The sequence below is a fragment of the Streptomyces sp. NPDC046862 genome (assembly GCF_040704615.1).
Taxonomy (GTDB): Bacteria; Actinomycetota; Actinomycetes; order Streptomycetales; family Streptomycetaceae; genus Streptomyces.
In genome coordinates this window covers 251,661-267,162 of sequence record NZ_JBEYXP010000009.1, presented here as the reverse complement: position 1 = coordinate 267,162, position 15,502 = coordinate 251,661, and the positions used below count along the sequence as shown (strand labels likewise).

Annotated in this window: 13 protein-coding genes and 1 riboswitch; of the genes, 9 read left to right on the top strand and 4 right to left on the bottom strand. The window is 69.7% G+C overall.

What is annotated here, in order from left to right; all coding sequences use genetic code 11:
* Positions 1-95 precede the first annotated feature (95 nt).
* Both AB0959_RS13090 and AB0959_RS13085 read right to left on the bottom strand, forming a co-directional pair.
* Complete coding sequence (locus AB0959_RS13090) at positions 96-1,565, bottom strand: trehalose-6-phosphate synthase (RefSeq protein WP_366826440.1); 1,470 nt, start codon at positions 1,563-1,565, stop codon at positions 96-98.
* A gap of 150 nt (positions 1,566-1,715) precedes the next feature.
* On the bottom strand, positions 1,716-2,687 hold the full coding sequence (locus tag AB0959_RS13085; protein WP_366826439.1) for a glucosyl-3-phosphoglycerate synthase: 972 nt from the start codon (positions 2,685-2,687) through the stop codon (positions 1,716-1,718).
* 178 nt (positions 2,688-2,865) lie between these two features.
* A riboswitch (SAM riboswitch) is annotated at positions 2,866-3,012 on the top strand.
* Between the two features lie 18 nt (positions 3,013-3,030).
* Between AB0959_RS13085 and thrC the strand changes: the two genes are divergently transcribed.
* The 5 genes from thrC to AB0959_RS13060 all read left to right on the top strand — a co-directional run bounded on the left by thrC (position 3,031) and on the right by AB0959_RS13060 (position 8,815).
* A complete protein-coding gene (thrC, locus tag AB0959_RS13080) occupies positions 3,031-4,335 on the top strand; it encodes a threonine synthase (protein ID WP_366826438.1) in 1,305 nt (434 codons plus the stop codon).
* A 106-nt stretch (positions 4,336-4,441) separates the two neighbouring features.
* Positions 4,442-4,717: a MoaD/ThiS family protein gene (locus tag AB0959_RS13075; protein WP_119103018.1), complete on the top strand. Its 276-nt coding sequence runs from the start codon at positions 4,442-4,444 to the stop codon at positions 4,715-4,717.
* Positions 4,718-5,179: 462 nt separating this feature from the next.
* Positions 5,180-5,386: a cold-shock protein gene (locus AB0959_RS13070; protein ID WP_007382895.1), complete on the top strand. Its 207-nt coding sequence runs from the start codon at positions 5,180-5,182 to the stop codon at positions 5,384-5,386.
* 445 nt (positions 5,387-5,831) lie between these two features.
* Positions 5,832-7,454, top strand: a complete 1,623-nt coding sequence (groL, locus tag AB0959_RS13065) for a chaperonin GroEL (protein WP_366826436.1) — start codon at positions 5,832-5,834, stop codon at positions 7,452-7,454.
* A gap of 236 nt (positions 7,455-7,690) precedes the next feature.
* Entirely contained in the window at positions 7,691-8,815 is a 1,125-nt protein-coding gene (locus tag AB0959_RS13060; protein WP_366826435.1) for an NADH:flavin oxidoreductase, read from the top strand.
* Between the two features lie 163 nt (positions 8,816-8,978).
* On the opposite strand, the gene AB0959_RS13055 is transcribed toward AB0959_RS13060, so the two are convergent.
* On the bottom strand, positions 8,979-9,446 hold the full coding sequence (locus AB0959_RS13055) for an SRPBCC family protein (RefSeq protein WP_366826434.1): 468 nt from the start codon (positions 9,444-9,446) through the stop codon (positions 8,979-8,981).
* A 265-nt stretch (positions 9,447-9,711) separates the two neighbouring features.
* Here AB0959_RS13055 and AB0959_RS13050 point away from each other — a divergent pair, with 265 nt between their 5' ends.
* The 3 genes from AB0959_RS13050 to AB0959_RS13040 all read left to right on the top strand — a co-directional run bounded on the left by AB0959_RS13050 (position 9,712) and on the right by AB0959_RS13040 (position 13,091).
* Positions 9,712-10,566, top strand: a complete 855-nt coding sequence (locus AB0959_RS13050) for an LLM class flavin-dependent oxidoreductase (RefSeq protein ID WP_366826433.1) — start codon at positions 9,712-9,714, stop codon at positions 10,564-10,566.
* 100 nt (positions 10,567-10,666) lie between these two features.
* The gene (locus AB0959_RS13045; RefSeq protein WP_366826432.1) at positions 10,667-11,350 is read left to right on the top strand and encodes a class I SAM-dependent methyltransferase; all 684 of its coding nucleotides are present in this window, start codon (positions 10,667-10,669) and stop codon (positions 11,348-11,350) included.
* A 256-nt stretch (positions 11,351-11,606) separates the two neighbouring features.
* Positions 11,607-13,091 carry a subtype B tannase gene (locus tag AB0959_RS13040; RefSeq protein ID WP_366826456.1) on the top strand — a complete coding sequence of 495 codons (1,485 nt, stop codon included), beginning with the start codon at positions 11,607-11,609 and terminating at the stop codon, positions 13,089-13,091.
* Positions 13,092-13,179: 88 nt separating this feature from the next.
* On the opposite strand, the gene AB0959_RS13035 is transcribed toward AB0959_RS13040, so the two are convergent.
* Positions 13,180-14,508 (bottom strand): PLP-dependent aminotransferase family protein, encoded by a 1,329-nt coding sequence (locus AB0959_RS13035; protein WP_366826431.1) that lies wholly within the window; start codon positions 14,506-14,508, stop codon positions 13,180-13,182.
* A gap of 142 nt (positions 14,509-14,650) precedes the next feature.
* On the opposite strand from AB0959_RS13035, the gene AB0959_RS13030 reads away from it, so the two are divergent.
* Positions 14,651-15,469: an alpha/beta fold hydrolase gene (locus AB0959_RS13030; protein WP_366826430.1), complete on the top strand. Its 819-nt coding sequence runs from the start codon at positions 14,651-14,653 to the stop codon at positions 15,467-15,469.
* The last annotated feature ends 33 nt before the right edge of the window (positions 15,470-15,502 follow it).

The following is a 15,502-nucleotide window of genomic DNA, read 5'->3' as shown; positions in this document are numbered from 1 at the left end:
GGCTGTATTTTTCAGCCCCTCCGGCGTTTGAGGAGCGGGGTCCGGGGCGGAGCCCCGGGGATGGGACGGGTAGGGGCGGCGGGGGCGAGGAAAAGCTAGTCGTCCAGCGCGTGCAGCTGGTCCAGGAACCACCGCGTCGGCGGCAGCGCCGTCGCCGCGGCAGCGAGCCGCTTCATACGCTCTCCCCGCTCACCCACCGGCAGCGACAACGCCTCGTGCAGAGCCCGCGCCGTCCCCACGATGTCGTACGGGTTGACCACCACCGCGTCCTCGCCCAGCTCCTCGTACGCCCCCGCCTCCCGCGACAGCACCAGCGCGCACCCCTCGTCGGAGACGACCGGCACCTCCTTCGCGACCAGGTTCATCCCGTCCCGGATGGGGTTCACGAGCGCCACGTCGGCCAGCCGGTACGCCGCCAGCGAGCGCGCGAAGTCGTCCTTGAGGTGGAGGACGACCGGAGTCCAGTCCGCCGTGCCGTAACGGGAGTTGATCGCTTCCGCGACCCGCCGCACCTCGTCCATGTAGTCCCGGTACACCTTGAGGTCCTGCCGGGACGGGTACGCCAGCGCCACATGGACGACCCGCTCCCGCCACGACGGCTCGTCCTCCAGCAACTGCCCGTACGCCAGCAGCCCCCGCACGATGTTCTTGGACAGCTCGGTGCGGTCCACCCGCACGATCGAGCGGCGCGGGCTCCCGTCCGGCGCCGTACCGATCTGCTCCCGCAGCGAGATCATCCGCTCGTCCACGTCGGCCTCGTGCGCCCGCCCGCGCAGGAAGTCCGCGTCGGCTCCCAGACCGTGGACCCCGATCCGCGTCCCCGACGGGATGCCGGGTCCGAGCACGGCGTGACAGCAGTCCGTGAACGCGTCCGCCCAGCGCTGCGTCAGGAACGCCGCCCGGTCCGCGCCGAGGATGCCGCCCAGTACCTTCGCGGCGATGTCGTCGGGCAGCATCCGGAAGTACTCCGGGGGCGCCCACGGCGTGTGCGAGAAGTGGCCGATGCGCAGGTCGGGACGAAGTTCGCGCAGCATCCGCGGAACCAGGACCAGGTGGTAGTCCTGGACCAGCACCGCCGCGCCCTCGCCCGCCTCCTCGGCCAGCGCCTCGGCGAACGCCCGGTTGTACGTCTCGTACGACGCCCACTGCCGCCGGAACTCCGCGTCGAAGACCGGCTCCAGGGGCGTCTGGTACAGCATGTGGTGCACGAACCAGAGCACCGAGTTCGCGATGCCGTTGTACGCGTCCGCGTGGGTGGCGGCGTCGATGTCGAGCATCCGTACGCCGGCCTCTCCCGCCCGTCGCCCACCACCGCCCTTCTGCGGAGGGGCCTCCGGCCCCGCCCCTACGATTCCGCGCCGTACGGCCTCACGGTCGCCCTCGCTCAGCGCCGAGCACACCCACACCGCGCCGGCCTCCGGCCCGATCGCCGACAGTCCGGAGACCAGGCCGCCTCCGCCGCGCTTGGCGGTGAGCTCGCCGGTCGTCTCGTCCAGGGCGTAGGAGACCGGGCCGCGGTTGGACGCGACGAGGATGGGGGCGCCGTTGGTGGAAGCGGTGGCCATGCTCGTCAACTTAGCCCTCCGGGGAACCGCTCAAACGTGCGGTGCCGCCGCGTGGCCCACGGTGCCCAAGAGCTCGGGGGGAACTGTTGTTGCGCGGGTGCCGGTTCGTCGTGGCTTGTCGCGCCGTTCCCCGCGCCCCTGACGGGGCGCTCACGCCGCCTTTCGTTCCACGTACTCCTCGATCTCCGTCATCGGCGGCCGCTCCTCCGTGTCCACCGAGTACGTGCGCGGCTCGAAGCCCTCCGCGCCCCGTTCGAACTGGGTCAGGGCCGGGCGGATCAGGTGGCCCCGGGCCAGGCGGAGCTGGGCCGTGCGGTAGATCGCGGCGGACATGCGGCCGAGGGCCTGGCCGTCCTGGTGGCGGTGCTTGCGGACGCCGACGTCGACCTGGGCGAGGGCGTCCAGGCCCACCAGGTGGAGGGCGTCGACCAGCATGCCGAGCTCCACCCCGTAGCCGACGGGGAAGGGCAGCCGCTCCAGCAGGCTGCGCCGGGCCGCGTACTCGCCGCCCAGGGGCTGGACGAAGCCCGCGAGCTGTGGCCAGTGCATGTTGAGCAGGGGGCGGGCCATGAGTTCGGTGACCCGGCCGCCCTGGCCCGCGGTCTTGCCGGAGGCGAGCGAATCCAACTCAGTGCCGAGCGGGCGGTCGTACATCGCCTTGACCAGGTCGACGCCCGGGTCGGTGAGCAGCGGGCCCACGATGCCCAGGACGAAGTCCGACGAGAACTCCTTCAGGTCCGCGTCGACGAAGCAGACGACATCCCCGCGGGTGACCAGCAGGGAGCGCCAGAGGACCTCGCCCTTGCCGGGCACGGCCGGGATGCGGGGGAGGATCTCGTCCCGGTGCACCACCGTCGCGCCCGCGGCGGCGGCCACCTCCGAGGTGCGGTCCGTCGATCCCGAGTCAACGACGACGATCTCGTCGACGAGGGGGACCTGGGCCATGAGGTCGTGGCGGATGACGGCGACGATCTCGCCGACCGTCTCCTCCTCGTTGAGCGCGGGCAGCACGACACTCACCGACTGGCCCGAGGAACGTTTGGCGGCCAGGACGCGGTGGAGCGGGCGATCGGTCACGGACCAGGAGCGGGTGCTCAGCCAGCGTTCGACTTCGTTCAGCACGGTCTGCGGCTCCTCACTCTTCGACCACGGTAACTCTTCGTGTGATCCATCTCGCGGTGCGGACGGCTATCTCAACTCTCCTGGCCTTCGGTTACAGTCTTGAGCAAGGCGGATGACCATCGCATTGCGGGGTCGCCGTCGCGTTCCACGATCAACAACCGCGTACACAACCGCATACCGCTCATCCAGAGGGGCAGAGGGACACGGCCCGATGAAGCCCCGGCAACCCTCCAGCCGGTCTGACCACGTTGATGTGGTGAGGCTCCCGGCTTGGGAAGGTGCCAAATCCGTCTCACGGCGAGATGCGTCGTGAGGAAGATGAGGAGAAAGGGCCTCCCCTCACATGGCTGCACAGACTGTTGCAACCGGATCCACCGATTCCGACACCTCCGCCGCCTCCGCCGTGGACCTCGGTCCCGCCGCGGCCCTGAGCTGCCGCGAGTGCGGTCACCGCGTGCCCCTCGGCCCGGTCTTCGCCTGCGTGGAGTGTTTCGGCCCGCTCGAGATCGCGTACGACTTCTCCTCCTACGACACGGAGGAGCTCCGCAAGCGCATCGAGGCGGGTCCCGCGAACATCTGGCGCTACGCGCCCCTGCTGCCCGTCCCCGCCGACGTGGCCGGCAAGCCCAACCTCAACCCCGGCTGGACCGAGCTCGTCAAGGCCGACAACCTGGCGCGCGAGCTCGGCGTGACCGGCGGGCTGTACGTGAAGGACGACTCCGGCAACCCGACGCACTCCTTCAAGGACCGGGTCGTCGCCCAGGCCCTGGAGGCCGCGCGGGCTTTCGGCTTCACCACCCTGTCCTGCTCCTCGACCGGCAACCTCGCCGGCGCCGTGGGGGCCGCCGCCGCGCGCGCCGGATTCCGCTCCTGCGTCTTCATCCCGCACGACCTGGAGCAGGGCAAGGTCGTCATGGCCGCCGTCTACGGCGGTGAGCTCGTCGGCATCGAGGGCAACTACGACGACGTGAACCGCTTCTGCTCCGAGCTCATCGGCGACCCGGCCGGTGAGGGCTGGGGCTTCGTCAACGTCAACCTGCGGCCGTACTACGCGGAGGGCTCCAAGACGCTGGCGTACGAGATCTGCGAGCAGCTGGGGTGGAAGCTCCCCGACCAGATCGTCGTGCCCATCGCCTCCGGGTCCCAGCTCACGAAGATCGACAAGGGTCTGCAGGAGCTGATCAAGCTCGGGCTCGTCGAGGACAAGCCGTACAAGATCTTCGGTGCGCAGGCCGAGGGCTGCTCGCCGGTGTCCGTCGCCTACAAGGCCGGTCACGACGTCGTCCGGCCGCAGAAGCCGGACACCATCGCCAAGTCGCTCGCCATCGGCAACCCGGCGGACGGTCCGTACGTTCTCGACATCGCCCGGCGGACGGGCGGCGCCGTGGAGGACGTGACGGATGAGCAGATCGTGGACGCGATCAAGCTGCTCGCGCGGACGGAGGGCATCTTCGCGGAGACCGCCGGTGGTGTGACCGTCGGTGTCACGAAGAAGCTGATCGAGAACGGTGTGCTGGACCCGGCCCTGACCACGGTCGTCCTCAACACCGGTGACGGTCTCAAGACGCTGGACGCCGTTGCCGGTACGGGGGTGACGGCGACCATTCGTCCCAACCTGGACTCGTTCCGTGAGGCCGGCCTCGCGTAAGTTTTCATGCTGCGGGCCGGTGGGGGCTGGTCGCGCAGTGCCTCGCGCCCCTTTCGGGGCGCGCCCCCCTCAGCCACAGCAGTACCCCACCGGGAGGTCCCACCCCATGAGCGTCAACGTCCGCATCCCCACCATCCTGCGTACCTACACCGGCGGTCAGGCCGAGGTGGCTGCCGAGGGGGCGACCCTCGCCGAGGTCATCGCCGACCTGGAGAAGAACCACACCGGTATCGCGGCCCGGGTCCTGGACGACCAGGGCAAGCTGCGCAGGTTCGTGAACGTGTACGTGAACGACGACGACGTCCGCTTCGAGCAGGGGCTGGAGACGGCGACCCCGGACGGGGCCGGCGTGTCCATCATTCCGGCCGTCGCCGGCGGCTGAGAGAACCGGTTGACCGACCGATTATTACCTTCGGTAACATTGGTTACCGAGAGTTCATCGAATGGCCCCCTCCGTGAGAGAAGCGGAGGGGGCCATTCTCTATGGTTGAGCACGGTACAGTTGGGGAACCCGGTTCGATTCACGCTCCCGATTCCCGCCGGGTGCATATGAGTTCTTGCCGCGCGCCCGCTATGAAGTAGCCAAAGTGGGCGAGGCTTTTGCGCCTTATGTTCCTTTTATGGGGCCCGACTTGCCCCGAATTCGGGCGAATTCTCCGTACATTCCCGACCGGTCGTGTCCAGATTTCTCGTCCGATTGACCTGTTGCAGACGGCAGTTGGACAGATACATTCAGCCGCGGTCGACGCGTTCCGGCGCACACCCCCAACCGTTGGGGGGTGAGGTCTGACCCGGATCCGCGAAGTGTGGGTCTGCGCAAGGGCCAGTAATAGGGGAGTTAGGCATGGCTCAGGGCACCGTCAAGTGGTTCAACGCGGAGAAGGGGTACGGCTTCATCGCGGTCGACGGTGGTGCGGATGTATTCGTCCACTACAGCGCTATCCAGATGGACGGTTACCGCACCCTGGAGGAGGGCCAGCGGGTCGAGTTCGAGATCTCGCAGGGTCAGAAGGGGCCGCAGGCGGACATGGTCCGGCTGGCGACCGGCTGAAGCACGCGCCGACTGAAACAGCAGCGACGCACTTCGTTTTTCTTCGAAGGGCTCGTGCCTTATGGGGAGTTGATCCCCTGGGTACGGGCCCTTCGGCCTGTCCGGGGTCGTGGGGCCGGTCGTGGACGGAGGGGTGGGTGGAGGGGTGGGCGCACGCGGGCGCACGGGTGCGTTCACCTGCGGATCATCCTCAGGCGCTTGCGCCCACCCGTCACCCGACCACCGCCCCTCAAGGAGCTCGCTACGCGAGCGCACCTTGCACTCGGGTGGGTCGAGTGCTAATCATTGGCGTTAGCACTCTGAAGGTGAGAGTGACAACGAAGGACCGGGTCGGTGAGGCCCGCAGGTCAAGTGGGGCAAGGAACCACGAGGCCCGCGAGCCGTCCGTCGCGGGCGCGGGCGCGGTCCGAAGGAATCACCCCCAGTCCTGGAGGGACCACTTCACATGGCCAAGATCATCGCGTTCGACGAGGAGGCACGGCGCGGCCTCGAGCGCGGCATGAACCAGCTCGCGGACGCCGTCAAGGTGACGCTCGGCCCCAAGGGTCGCAACGTCGTCCTCGAGAAGAAGTGGGGCGCCCCCACGATCACCAACGATGGTGTGTCCATCGCCAAGGAGATCGAGCTCGAGGACCCGTACGAGAAGATCGGCGCCGAGCTGGTCAAGGAAGTCGCCAAGAAGACGGACGACGTCGCCGGTGACGGTACGACCACCGCGACCGTTCTCGCCCAGGCCCTGGTCAAGGAGGGCCTGCGCAACGTAGCCGCCGGCGCCAACCCCATGGCCCTCAAGCGCGGCATCGAGAAGGCCGTCGAGGCCGTCTCCGGTGCGCTGCTCGAGCAGGCGAAGGATGTCGAGACCAAGGAGCAGATCGCCTCCACGGCCTCCATCTCCGCCGCCGACACCCAGATCGGCGAGCTCATCGCCGAGGCGATGGACAAGGTCGGCAAGGAAGGCGTCATCACCGTCGAGGAGTCCCAGACCTTCGGTCTGGAGCTGGAGCTCACCGAGGGTATGCGCTTCGACAAGGGCTACATCTCGGCGTACTTCGCCACCGACATGGAGCGTATGGAGGCGTCGCTCGACGACCCGTACATCCTGATCGCCAACTCCAAGATCGGCTCCGTCAAGGACCTGCTCCCGCTCCTGGAGAAGGTCATGCAGTCGGGCAAGCCGCTGCTGATCATCGCCGAGGACGTCGAGGGCGAGGCCCTGTCGACCCTGGTCGTCAACAAGATCCGTGGCACCTTCAAGTCCGTCGCCGTCAAGGCCCCGGGCTTCGGTGACCGCCGCAAGGCCATGCTCGGCGACATCGCCATCCTCACGGGCGGCGAGGTCATCTCCGAGGAGGTCGGCCTCAAGCTGGAGAACGCCACCCTCGACCTGCTGGGCAAGGCCCGCAAGGTGGTCATCACCAAGGACGAGACCACCATCGTCGACGGCGCCGGCTCCTCCGACCAGGTCAACGGCCGGGTGAACCAGATCCGCGCCGAGATCGAGAACAGCGACTCCGACTACGACCGCGAGAAGCTGCAGGAGCGCCTGGCGAAGCTCGCCGGCGGTGTCGCGGTCATCAAGGCCGGTGCCGCCACCGAGGTCGAGCTCAAGGAGCGCAAGCACCGCATCGAGGACGCCGTCCGCAACGCGAAGGCGGCCGTCGAGGAGGGCATCGTCGCCGGCGGTGGCGTGGCCCTGCTGCAGGCCTCCCAGGTCTTCGAGAAGCTGGAGCTCGAGGGTGACGAGGCGACCGGCGCCAACGCCGTGAAGCTCGCGCTCGAGGCCCCGCTCAAGCAGATCGCCGTGAACGGTGGTCTCGAGGGTGGCGTCGTCGTGGAGAAGGTCCGCAACCTCCAGGTCGGCCACGGCCTGAACGCCGCGACCGGTGAGTACGTCGACATGATCGCCGAGGGCATCATCGACCCGGCCAAGGTGACGCGCTCCGCGCTGCAGAACGCCGCGTCGATCGCCGCGCTGTTCCTCACCACCGAGGCCGTCATCGCCGACAAGCCGGAGAAGGCCGCCGCGCCCGCCGGTGGCGGCATGCCGGGCGGTGACATGGACTTCTGATCCGGTTATCCGGATCGGCTCCGTCCGTCCAGTACCGAGGGCGGCACTCCCTGGAGACAGGGGGTGCCGCCCTCGGGCGTGTCCGGGCTCACAGTCCAGGAGGTGGCGGTTGCGGAATGGGGTGACGCCAGGGGCGGTTGTTCTGACGGACGGTCAATGCGCATACACATACCGCCCGGAATGCGCATGCCGTGCACCCCTTCTCGACGTCCCCGATCTCTCCGAGGAGCTTCACCGTGACACTGGCCGCCTCCACCTCCCGAGCCGCCGAGATCCTGTCCCGGCCCGTCTCGATCAACGGGCTGACCGTGCCCAACCGGATCGCGATGGCGCCCATGACCCGGATGTTCTCGCCCGGAGGCATCCCCGGGGAGAACGTGGTGTCGTACTACGCGCGCCGCGCCGCCGCGGGCGTCGGGCTGATCGTCACCGAAGGCACGTACGTCGGCCACGAGTCGGCCGGGCAGAGCGACAGCGTCCCGCGCTTCCACGGCGAGGAGCAGCTCGCCGGCTGGGCGAAGGTCGCGGACGCGGTGCACGCGGCGGGCGGGACGATCGTGCCGCAGCTGTGGCACATCGGCATGGTGCGCAAGGCGGGCGAGCCCCCCTTCGCGGACGCCCCTGCGGTCGGCCCCTCCGGCCTGCGCCTCGACGGCACGCCCGGCACCGGCAAGGAGATGACGCAAGCGGACCTGGACGACGTCATCGCCGCCTTCGCCAAGTCCGCGGCCGACGCCGAGCGCATCGGCTTCGACGGCGTCGAACTGCACGGCGCCCACGGCTACCTGATCGACCAGTTCCTGTGGAAGGGGACCAACCGCCGCACCGACGCCTACGGCGGCGACCTCGTGGCGCGTACGAAGTTCGCGGCGGAGATCGCGGCGGCGGTACGGGACTCCGTGTCCCCGGACTTCCCCGTCATCTTCCGCTACTCGCAGTGGAAGCAGGAGGCGTACGACGCGAAGCTCGCCGAGACGCCGGAGGAGCTGGAGGCGCTGCTGACCCCGCTGGCCGCGGCCGGTGTGGACGCCTTCCACGCCTCCACGCGCCGCTACTGGCTCCCCGAGTTCGACGGCTCGGACCTCAACCTCGCGGGCTGGACCAAGAAGCTCACCGGCAAGCCCACCATCAGCGTCGGCTCGGTCGGCCTGGACGGCGAGTTCCTGCGCGCGTTCGCCGGTGAGGGCTCGACGGTCCGGGGCATCGACGACCTGCTGGACCGTATCGAGGCCGAGGAGTTCGACCTGGTCGCCATCGGTCGCGCCCTGCTCCAGGACCCGGAGTGGGCGGCGAAGGTGCTGGCGGGCCGCTTCGACGAGCTGGCGCCGTACGACGCGGCGTCGCTGAAGTCGCTGAGCTGAACTCCTCAGCTGAGCTGCTGGGGTGAACTCCTGAGCTGAGCTGCTGGGGTGAACTCCTGAGCTGAGCTCCTCAGCTGAGCTCCTGAGCTGAACTTCTGCGCTCAAGTCCTCAGCCGCCCGGCCCAGCCGAACTCCTCGGCTGGGCCGGGCGGCGGGAGCGGACTCAGGGTGTCCGCTTCTGCCGCTGGATGTACTCCTTGGCCTGCCGCACCTCCCCCTGGACGTCGGCGGTCAGCGGCCGTCGCAGCAGCGGTGTCGCGAGCCAGCTCAACGGGGGCCGGAACCGGAAGTTGAGGGTGCGGACGAGGCGGGTCCCGCCCTCGACCGGCGTGCACACGAAGCTGGCGTCGAAGTCCGACGCCAGCTTCGTCAGGCGGTTGGCAGGTGGCGGGGCGAGTTCGATGTCGACGCGGTGACCCGGGGTCAGCCGCGCCCGCGCCACTGTCTTCGGCGCCGGGAGGCCGACCAGTCTGGGCCGGAACGCGAACTCCAGAAGGTCCCCTTCGCGCCGGGTCCACAGCACGGGGCGGAGCTTGCGGTCCACCAGCGCGTACCGCTCGACGTCCATCACGAAGTCGAGCAACTCGTCGGGCGTACACGGAAAGATCTCGGTGACTTCGACCGTGAGCATGCGTTCACGCTAGTGGCCCTCACCGCGATCGTGAACAGCCGCAGGCGGTCTGTTCCCTGACTCTCCTGTCTCCCCTCCGACTTAATTCGATCGCCGGAGGCGGGAGCACCGGGATACCGTGAGCGGACTCCGGCGCCACGCTCCCCAGAACGACGCCGCAGAACGGGAGCGGGCGGGCGCGCACACGGTTCATCGGCCGGTGCGTGACCCAAGGAGGGGCGGCAGCGACTTCCGCATGCCCTTCGCCTCTCTCAGGAGTTCCGCCGTGAACATCGGCCTCGGCCTTCCCATCGACAACCCCAACGCCCTGCTGACCTGGGCCCGTCAAGCCGACGCGAGCCCCTTCACCACCCTCGGGCTGCTCGACCGCGTCGTCTACGACAACCCCGAACCCCTGGTGACCCTGGCCGTCCTCGCCGGGGCGACCACCCGCGTCCGCGTCCAGACCGAAGTCCTGCTCGCCCCGCACCACAACACCGCGATCCTCGCCAAGCAGACCGCCACGCTCGACCGTCTCTCGGGCGGCCGCTTCACCCTCGGCATCGGCGTCGGCGGGCGGGAGGACGACTGCCGGGTCACGGGCACCGACCTACGGCGCCGAGGCCGTCGCCTCGACGAACAGATGGAGTCGTTGCGCTGGACCTGGGCGGGCCGGCCCTACGCGGAGGGCGTCGGTCCCATCGGCCCCCTGCCCGCCACCCCCGGCGGCCCCGAGGTCCTCTTCGGCGGCTTCGCTCCCGCAGCGCTCGAACGCGTCGCACGCTGGGGCGACGGTTTCCTCGGCGCGGCCCTGCCTCCGGCACACATGGACCGGCTCTTCCGCGACGTGGAGAAGGCCTGGCAGAAGCACGAACGGCCGGGACGGCCCCGGCTGGTCGCCCAGGCCAACGTCGCGGTGGGCGAGTCGTCGATGATCGACGACGCCCGCGCCAACCTCCTGCGCTACTACGCCTTCACGGGCCGCGCGGACTACATGGCCGACGGCCTGCTCACGAGCGCGGAGGCGGTTCGGGACACCGTCGCCGGGTTCGCCGGGATCGGGGCGGACGAAGTGATCCTGTACTGCTGGTCCTCGGACGTGGACCAGGTCGCGCGGCTGGCGGATGTGGTGTTCGGGTAGGCGCTGAGCCGCCCACGACGTGCGGGGGCGGCCCGTCGGCGTGGTCCTCCGGTGGTGGACGGCGGCCCGTCGGCGTGTCCTCCTCTGGTGGACTGGCCGTATGACCGAGCTGAAGCACCGCCTCCTCCAGGCCCTGCACCGCTTCAACGCCGCGCACCCCTGGGACCACAACGCGCACTACCACCGCTGGATCCTGCGCCAGTTGCCGCGGCGCTTCGATCGGGCGCTGGATGTCGGGTGCGGGAGTGGCGATCTGGCGCGGCTGCTGGCGGGGAGGGCACGGGAGGTGCACGGGATCGACGCCGATCCGGGGATCGTGGAGCGGGCGCGGGAGTTGACTCCGTCGGGCTCCTCGGCTGCTCCCGTGGCCTTCAGCGTGGCGGACGCGCTGGACGGGGGGCCTGGCGGGTCGTACGACGTCATCACCTGCGTTGCCGTGCTCCACCACCTGCCGCTGAGTGAGACGCTCACGCGCTTCCGGGGACAACTGAGGCCTGGTGGAACGCTGGTGGTGGTCGGTCTGGCTCGTGAGGAGAGCTTCGTGGACCATCTGCTCAGCCTCGCCTCCGTTCCGGCGAACGCCGTCGTCGGTTGGGTCAAGAGCAGGGGGCGTGCGGTGGCGCGGCCGGTCTCGATGACCGCCGTGACGCGGGCGGCGGAGACGGGCTTCGGTGACATCGTCCGGGAGGCGCGGCGTGTGCTGCCCGGCGCTCGGCTTCGGCGCCGGATGTTCTGGCGGTACACGCTCGTCTGGCGCGCACAAGATTTACGCCAAAATTGCTGACAATTTTGTGGGCGATTAGCGCGGTTCGCAGGTGGGGAGGGCGGAACGGAGGTGGTCGGGCCAGCTGGGGCGGGTGGCCGGTTCCCCGCGCTGTCGCCGGGACACAAAGGAGGTCTTAAGAAACGGCTGGTGCACTGGCGGCGTGCCCGCGTCCAGCGGGGCCGCGCCCAACTGCGCACGAGCAAACGGTTGTTGTCCGGCTGCTCGAACGAGTCGCGAAGACAGGAGACGTGAAGTGAAGCGTAGGACAGTGGTCATGGGGCTCAGCGCGACCGCAGCGATACCGGCGGTCGGATTCGCCTCCGGCGCACGCGCGGCGAGCCGGGCGTCCTCGGAGTCCTCGGCGTCCCCGGACCCGTCCCTGGTCTTCGACCCCGACGCCTACACCGAGCTGACCATCGGCATCACCGACACCGAGGGCACCGCCCACGAGGTCGTCTACCACTTCCACAAGGTCGCCTCCTACGTGGCGAACCCGGTCGACGCGACCTACCAGTCCCTCAACGTCAGCGTCCCCGTGAAGATCGACGGCACGGCTGTCGACGCCTCCGGCGCCCCCATCCTCTTCGCCAACTCCGTCGGCGGATACATGCCGTCGAGCGTCGCGAACAACACCGGGATCACGGCCTCGGGCATGGGCGGCGGGACGAGCCGGCAGGCGCTCGCCCTCGCCGCCGGGTACGTCGTCGTCGAGCCGGGAGCCCGTGGCCGTACCCTCGTCGACTCGTCCGGCGTGTACTACGGCACCGCGCCGGCGGCCATCGTCGACCTCAAGGCCGCCGTACGGTACGTGAAGTTCAACAAGGGCCGGATACCGGGGAACGTGAACCGGATCGTCTCCTCCGGCGTCAGCGCGGGCGGCGCCCTGTCGTCACTGCTCGGCGCGTCGGGCGACAGCCCGCTGTACCGCCCCTACCTGGAGGAGATCGGCGCGGCCGAAGCGAGCGACGCCATCTTCGCGACGGGCGCCTGGTGCCCCATCACCGACCTGGAGCACGCCGACATGGCGTACGAGTGGTGCTGGGGAACCAACCCGCTGGGCAGCGGCGCGCAGGTCGACCAGACGATCTCCAAGGAGCTGAGGACCGCGTACGGCGACCACCTCGCCTCCCTCAAACTGCGGGCGAAGGGCTTCGGAGCCCTCACCGCCCGCAACCTGGACGACTATCTGCTGAAGACCCACATGGAGCCGTCGGCGACCCGGTACCTCGCGACCCTGTCGGACGCGGACCGCGAGACGTACCTGGCGGCCCACACCTTCATCACCTGGTCCGGCGGCCGGGCGAGCTTCTCCTGGGCCGACTTCCTCACCCACGTCGGCGCGCGCAAGAAGAACGCCCCGTCCTTCGACGCCTTCGACCTCTCCACCCCCGAGAACAACCTCTACGGCACGGGGACGACGAAGGCCCGCCACTTCACCCTCTACAGCCTCCGCCACGAGGGCGGCAGCGGCGCGCGCCTCGACGAGGACGTCCCCGCCAAGCTCCACCTCATGAACCCGATGTACCACCTCGTCGACAAGGTCAACGGCAACCGGGCCAGGCACTGGTGGATCCGCCTCGGCACGAAGGACACCGACACCTCGCACACGGTCGCCGGCAACCTCGCCGCCCGCCTGACCGGCCTGGGCGACGACGTCAACACCCTCTACTACTGGGACGCCGGACACGGCGCCGACCAGGACCCGGGCGACTTCATCCGGTGGATCGCGTCGGTGACGGGCCACCGGGGCGGGAGGTAGCTCCGGCGCCCGGCGGAGAACAACTGACGAAGCGCATCATGTCCCGTGGACAAGGCCGCAGTTGGGTGTCGGACCGTGAACGTCGAGCTCAGTCCCATCCCGCGTCGTCGGGCGTGCCGCGCGCCAGTTCCGCCAGCACGTCGAGGGCATGGGCAAGGGTGTCGGTGGGCGGGGCGGAGAGCGCGAGTCGTACGGCGTTGGGCGCGTGGCCCGGCCCGACGGCGAACGCCCCGGCGGGCGTGACCGAGATGCCCCTCCGCGCGGCGGCGGCGACGAAGGTTTCGGCCCGCCAGGGTTCCGGCAGTTCCCACCAGCAGTGATAGGCGGACGGATCCGCGCGCACCCGGAATCCCGCCAGCCGTTCGGCGGCGATCCGCTGACGAACGGCCGCGTCTTGGCGCTTGGTGCGCTCGATCTCGGCGGCGGTGCCGTCGCGGATCCACTGCGTGGCCGCGTCGAGGGCGAAGCGCGATGCCATCCACGTTCCTGAGCGGAGGGCGGAGGCGACCCTGGCCGTGAGATCCGCGGGCGTCACCAGGAAACCGAGCGTGAGGCCCGGGGCCAACCGCTTCGACAGGCTGTCGACCAGGACGGTGCGTTCGGGCGCGAGGGCGGCCAGAGGCGGCTGGTCGGGACGCAGGAAACCATAGATGCCGTCCTCGATCGCGTACACGTCCTTCTGGCCCAGCAGCGCCGCGAGTTCGGCGCGCCGTTCGTCGGGCACAGTGATGCCCAGCGGGTTGTGCAGCGTCGGCTGAAGATAGACCGCGCGCAGCGGGGGCGCGGCGGCGAGGGCGGCCGGGAGCAGCCCGGCGTCGTCCATCGCCAGCGGGACCAACGTGACACCGAGGCGTGCCGCGATGCCTTTGACCAGCGGATAGGTGAGCGTCTCGACACCGAGGCGCTCACCGGCGGGCACGAGGGCGGCGATCGCGGCGGCGATCGCCTGCCTGCCGCTTCCGGCGAAGAGCAACTGCTGCGGCTCAGGCGCCCAACCGCTGCGGGCCAACAGTGACGCGGCAGCCCGACGGGCGTTCTGCGTGCCGGCCGCCGTCATCGGCCGCAGCGACGCGCCCAACTGGCCGGAACGCAGCAGGCGCTCCAGGCCCTGCTGGAGGAGACCCGGATGTTCCGGCAGGACGGCGAAATTGAGTTCCAGATCCACTCGGGCGCCGCCGGGTTCGGCCAGCGCGGGCTCGGCGGCAGGCGCGGCCGCGCGTACGAACGTGCCCCGGCCGACCTCTCCGACGGCCAGGCCGCGCCGGATCAGCTCCTGATAGACCCGCGCGGCGGTCGAACTCGCGATGCCCCGCTGGCGCGCGAAGCGGCGCTGCGGGGCGAGTCGTTCCCCTGGGCGGAGGCGGCCGGCGGCGATGTCGGCCGCCAGACCATCGGCGATCAGGCGGTAGTCATCCACGGCACACCTTCGATTCAATTCCCATATTGCACCGAGTGCATTGTTTTCATTGAATCGAGAGATTGCACCCCATAGCCTCGAGGAGTCAAGTCGCCGCACGTGAAACAGCACGTATGACGGCGCGTTGAGGAGGGCCGGGCACATGAGCACGTGGTCTTTGGACGGGGTCACTCTCGGGTACGAGGACGAAGGTCACGGTGATCCCCTGGTATTGGTCCACGGGCATCCGTTCGACCGCACGATGTGGCGTCCGCAGGCCGAGCACTTCAGCCGGACCGGATGGCGGGTGATCACCCCGGACCTCCGGGGTTACGGCGAGAGTACGGTCGTCCCGGGAAAGACCATGCTGGAGACGTTCGCCCGCGACATCGCCGGTCTCCTCGACCACCTGGGGCTCGACCGAGTCGTCCTGGGCGGCCTGTCCATGGGCGGACAGATCGTCATGGAGTTCCACCGGCTGTTCCCGGACCGTGTCCGCGGTCTGCTGCTCGCGGACACCTTCGCCGCGGCGGAAACCGAGGAGGGCAGGAACGCGCGCTACGAGATGGCGGAGCGCCTGCTGCGGGAGGGCATGACCGGCTACGCGGGCGAGGTGCTGTCCAAGATGGTCGCGCCGCACAACATCGAGGAACTGCCCGCGGTCGCCGAGCACGTCCTGGCCATGATGTCCGGTACCGACCCCGAGGGCGCGGCGGCCGCACTGCGCGGCCGGGCCGAGCGGCCGGACTACACCGGCATGCTGCGGGACGTCGCGGTGCCGACCCTGGTCGTGGTCGGCAGCGACGACGAGTTCACCCCCGTGGGTGACGCCCGCCTCATCCACGAACGTGTACCCGGCTCCACCCTCGCGATCATCGACGGGGCGGCGCACATGCCGAACCTGGAGCGTCCGGCCGAGTTCAACGCGGCGCTCGAACGCTTCCTCGACGCGCTGTCCCACACACCCGCCACGGCCCGGTGAACCTCGCGCCTGAGGGGGCTGTGCCTTCCTCGG

Excerpts from the sequence above, each read along its gene's own strand:
- AB0959_RS13055 (WP_366826434.1), bottom strand. The coding sequence starts at position 9,446 with ATGCTCACGGTCGAAGTCACCGAGATCTTTCCGTGTACGCCCGACGAG.
- AB0959_RS13040 (WP_366826456.1), top strand. The coding sequence starts at position 11,607 with ATGGGGCTCAGCGCGACCGCAGCGATACCGGCGGTCGGATTCGCCTCC.
- AB0959_RS13030 (WP_366826430.1), top strand. The coding sequence starts at position 14,651 with ATGAGCACGTGGTCTTTGGACGGGGTCACTCTCGGGTACGAGGACGAA.
- groL (WP_366826436.1), top strand. The coding sequence starts at position 5,832 with ATGGCCAAGATCATCGCGTTCGACGAGGAGGCACGGCGCGGCCTCGAG.
- AB0959_RS13075 (WP_119103018.1), top strand. The coding sequence starts at position 4,442 with ATGAGCGTCAACGTCCGCATCCCCACCATCCTGCGTACCTACACCGGC.
- AB0959_RS13070 (WP_007382895.1), top strand. The coding sequence starts at position 5,180 with ATGGCTCAGGGCACCGTCAAGTGGTTCAACGCGGAGAAGGGGTACGGC.
- AB0959_RS13045 (WP_366826432.1), top strand. The coding sequence starts at position 10,667 with ATGACCGAGCTGAAGCACCGCCTCCTCCAGGCCCTGCACCGCTTCAAC.
- thrC (WP_366826438.1), top strand. The coding sequence starts at position 3,031 with ATGGCTGCACAGACTGTTGCAACCGGATCCACCGATTCCGACACCTCC.
- AB0959_RS13090 (WP_366826440.1), bottom strand. The coding sequence starts at position 1,565 with ATGGCCACCGCTTCCACCAACGGCGCCCCCATCCTCGTCGCGTCCAAC.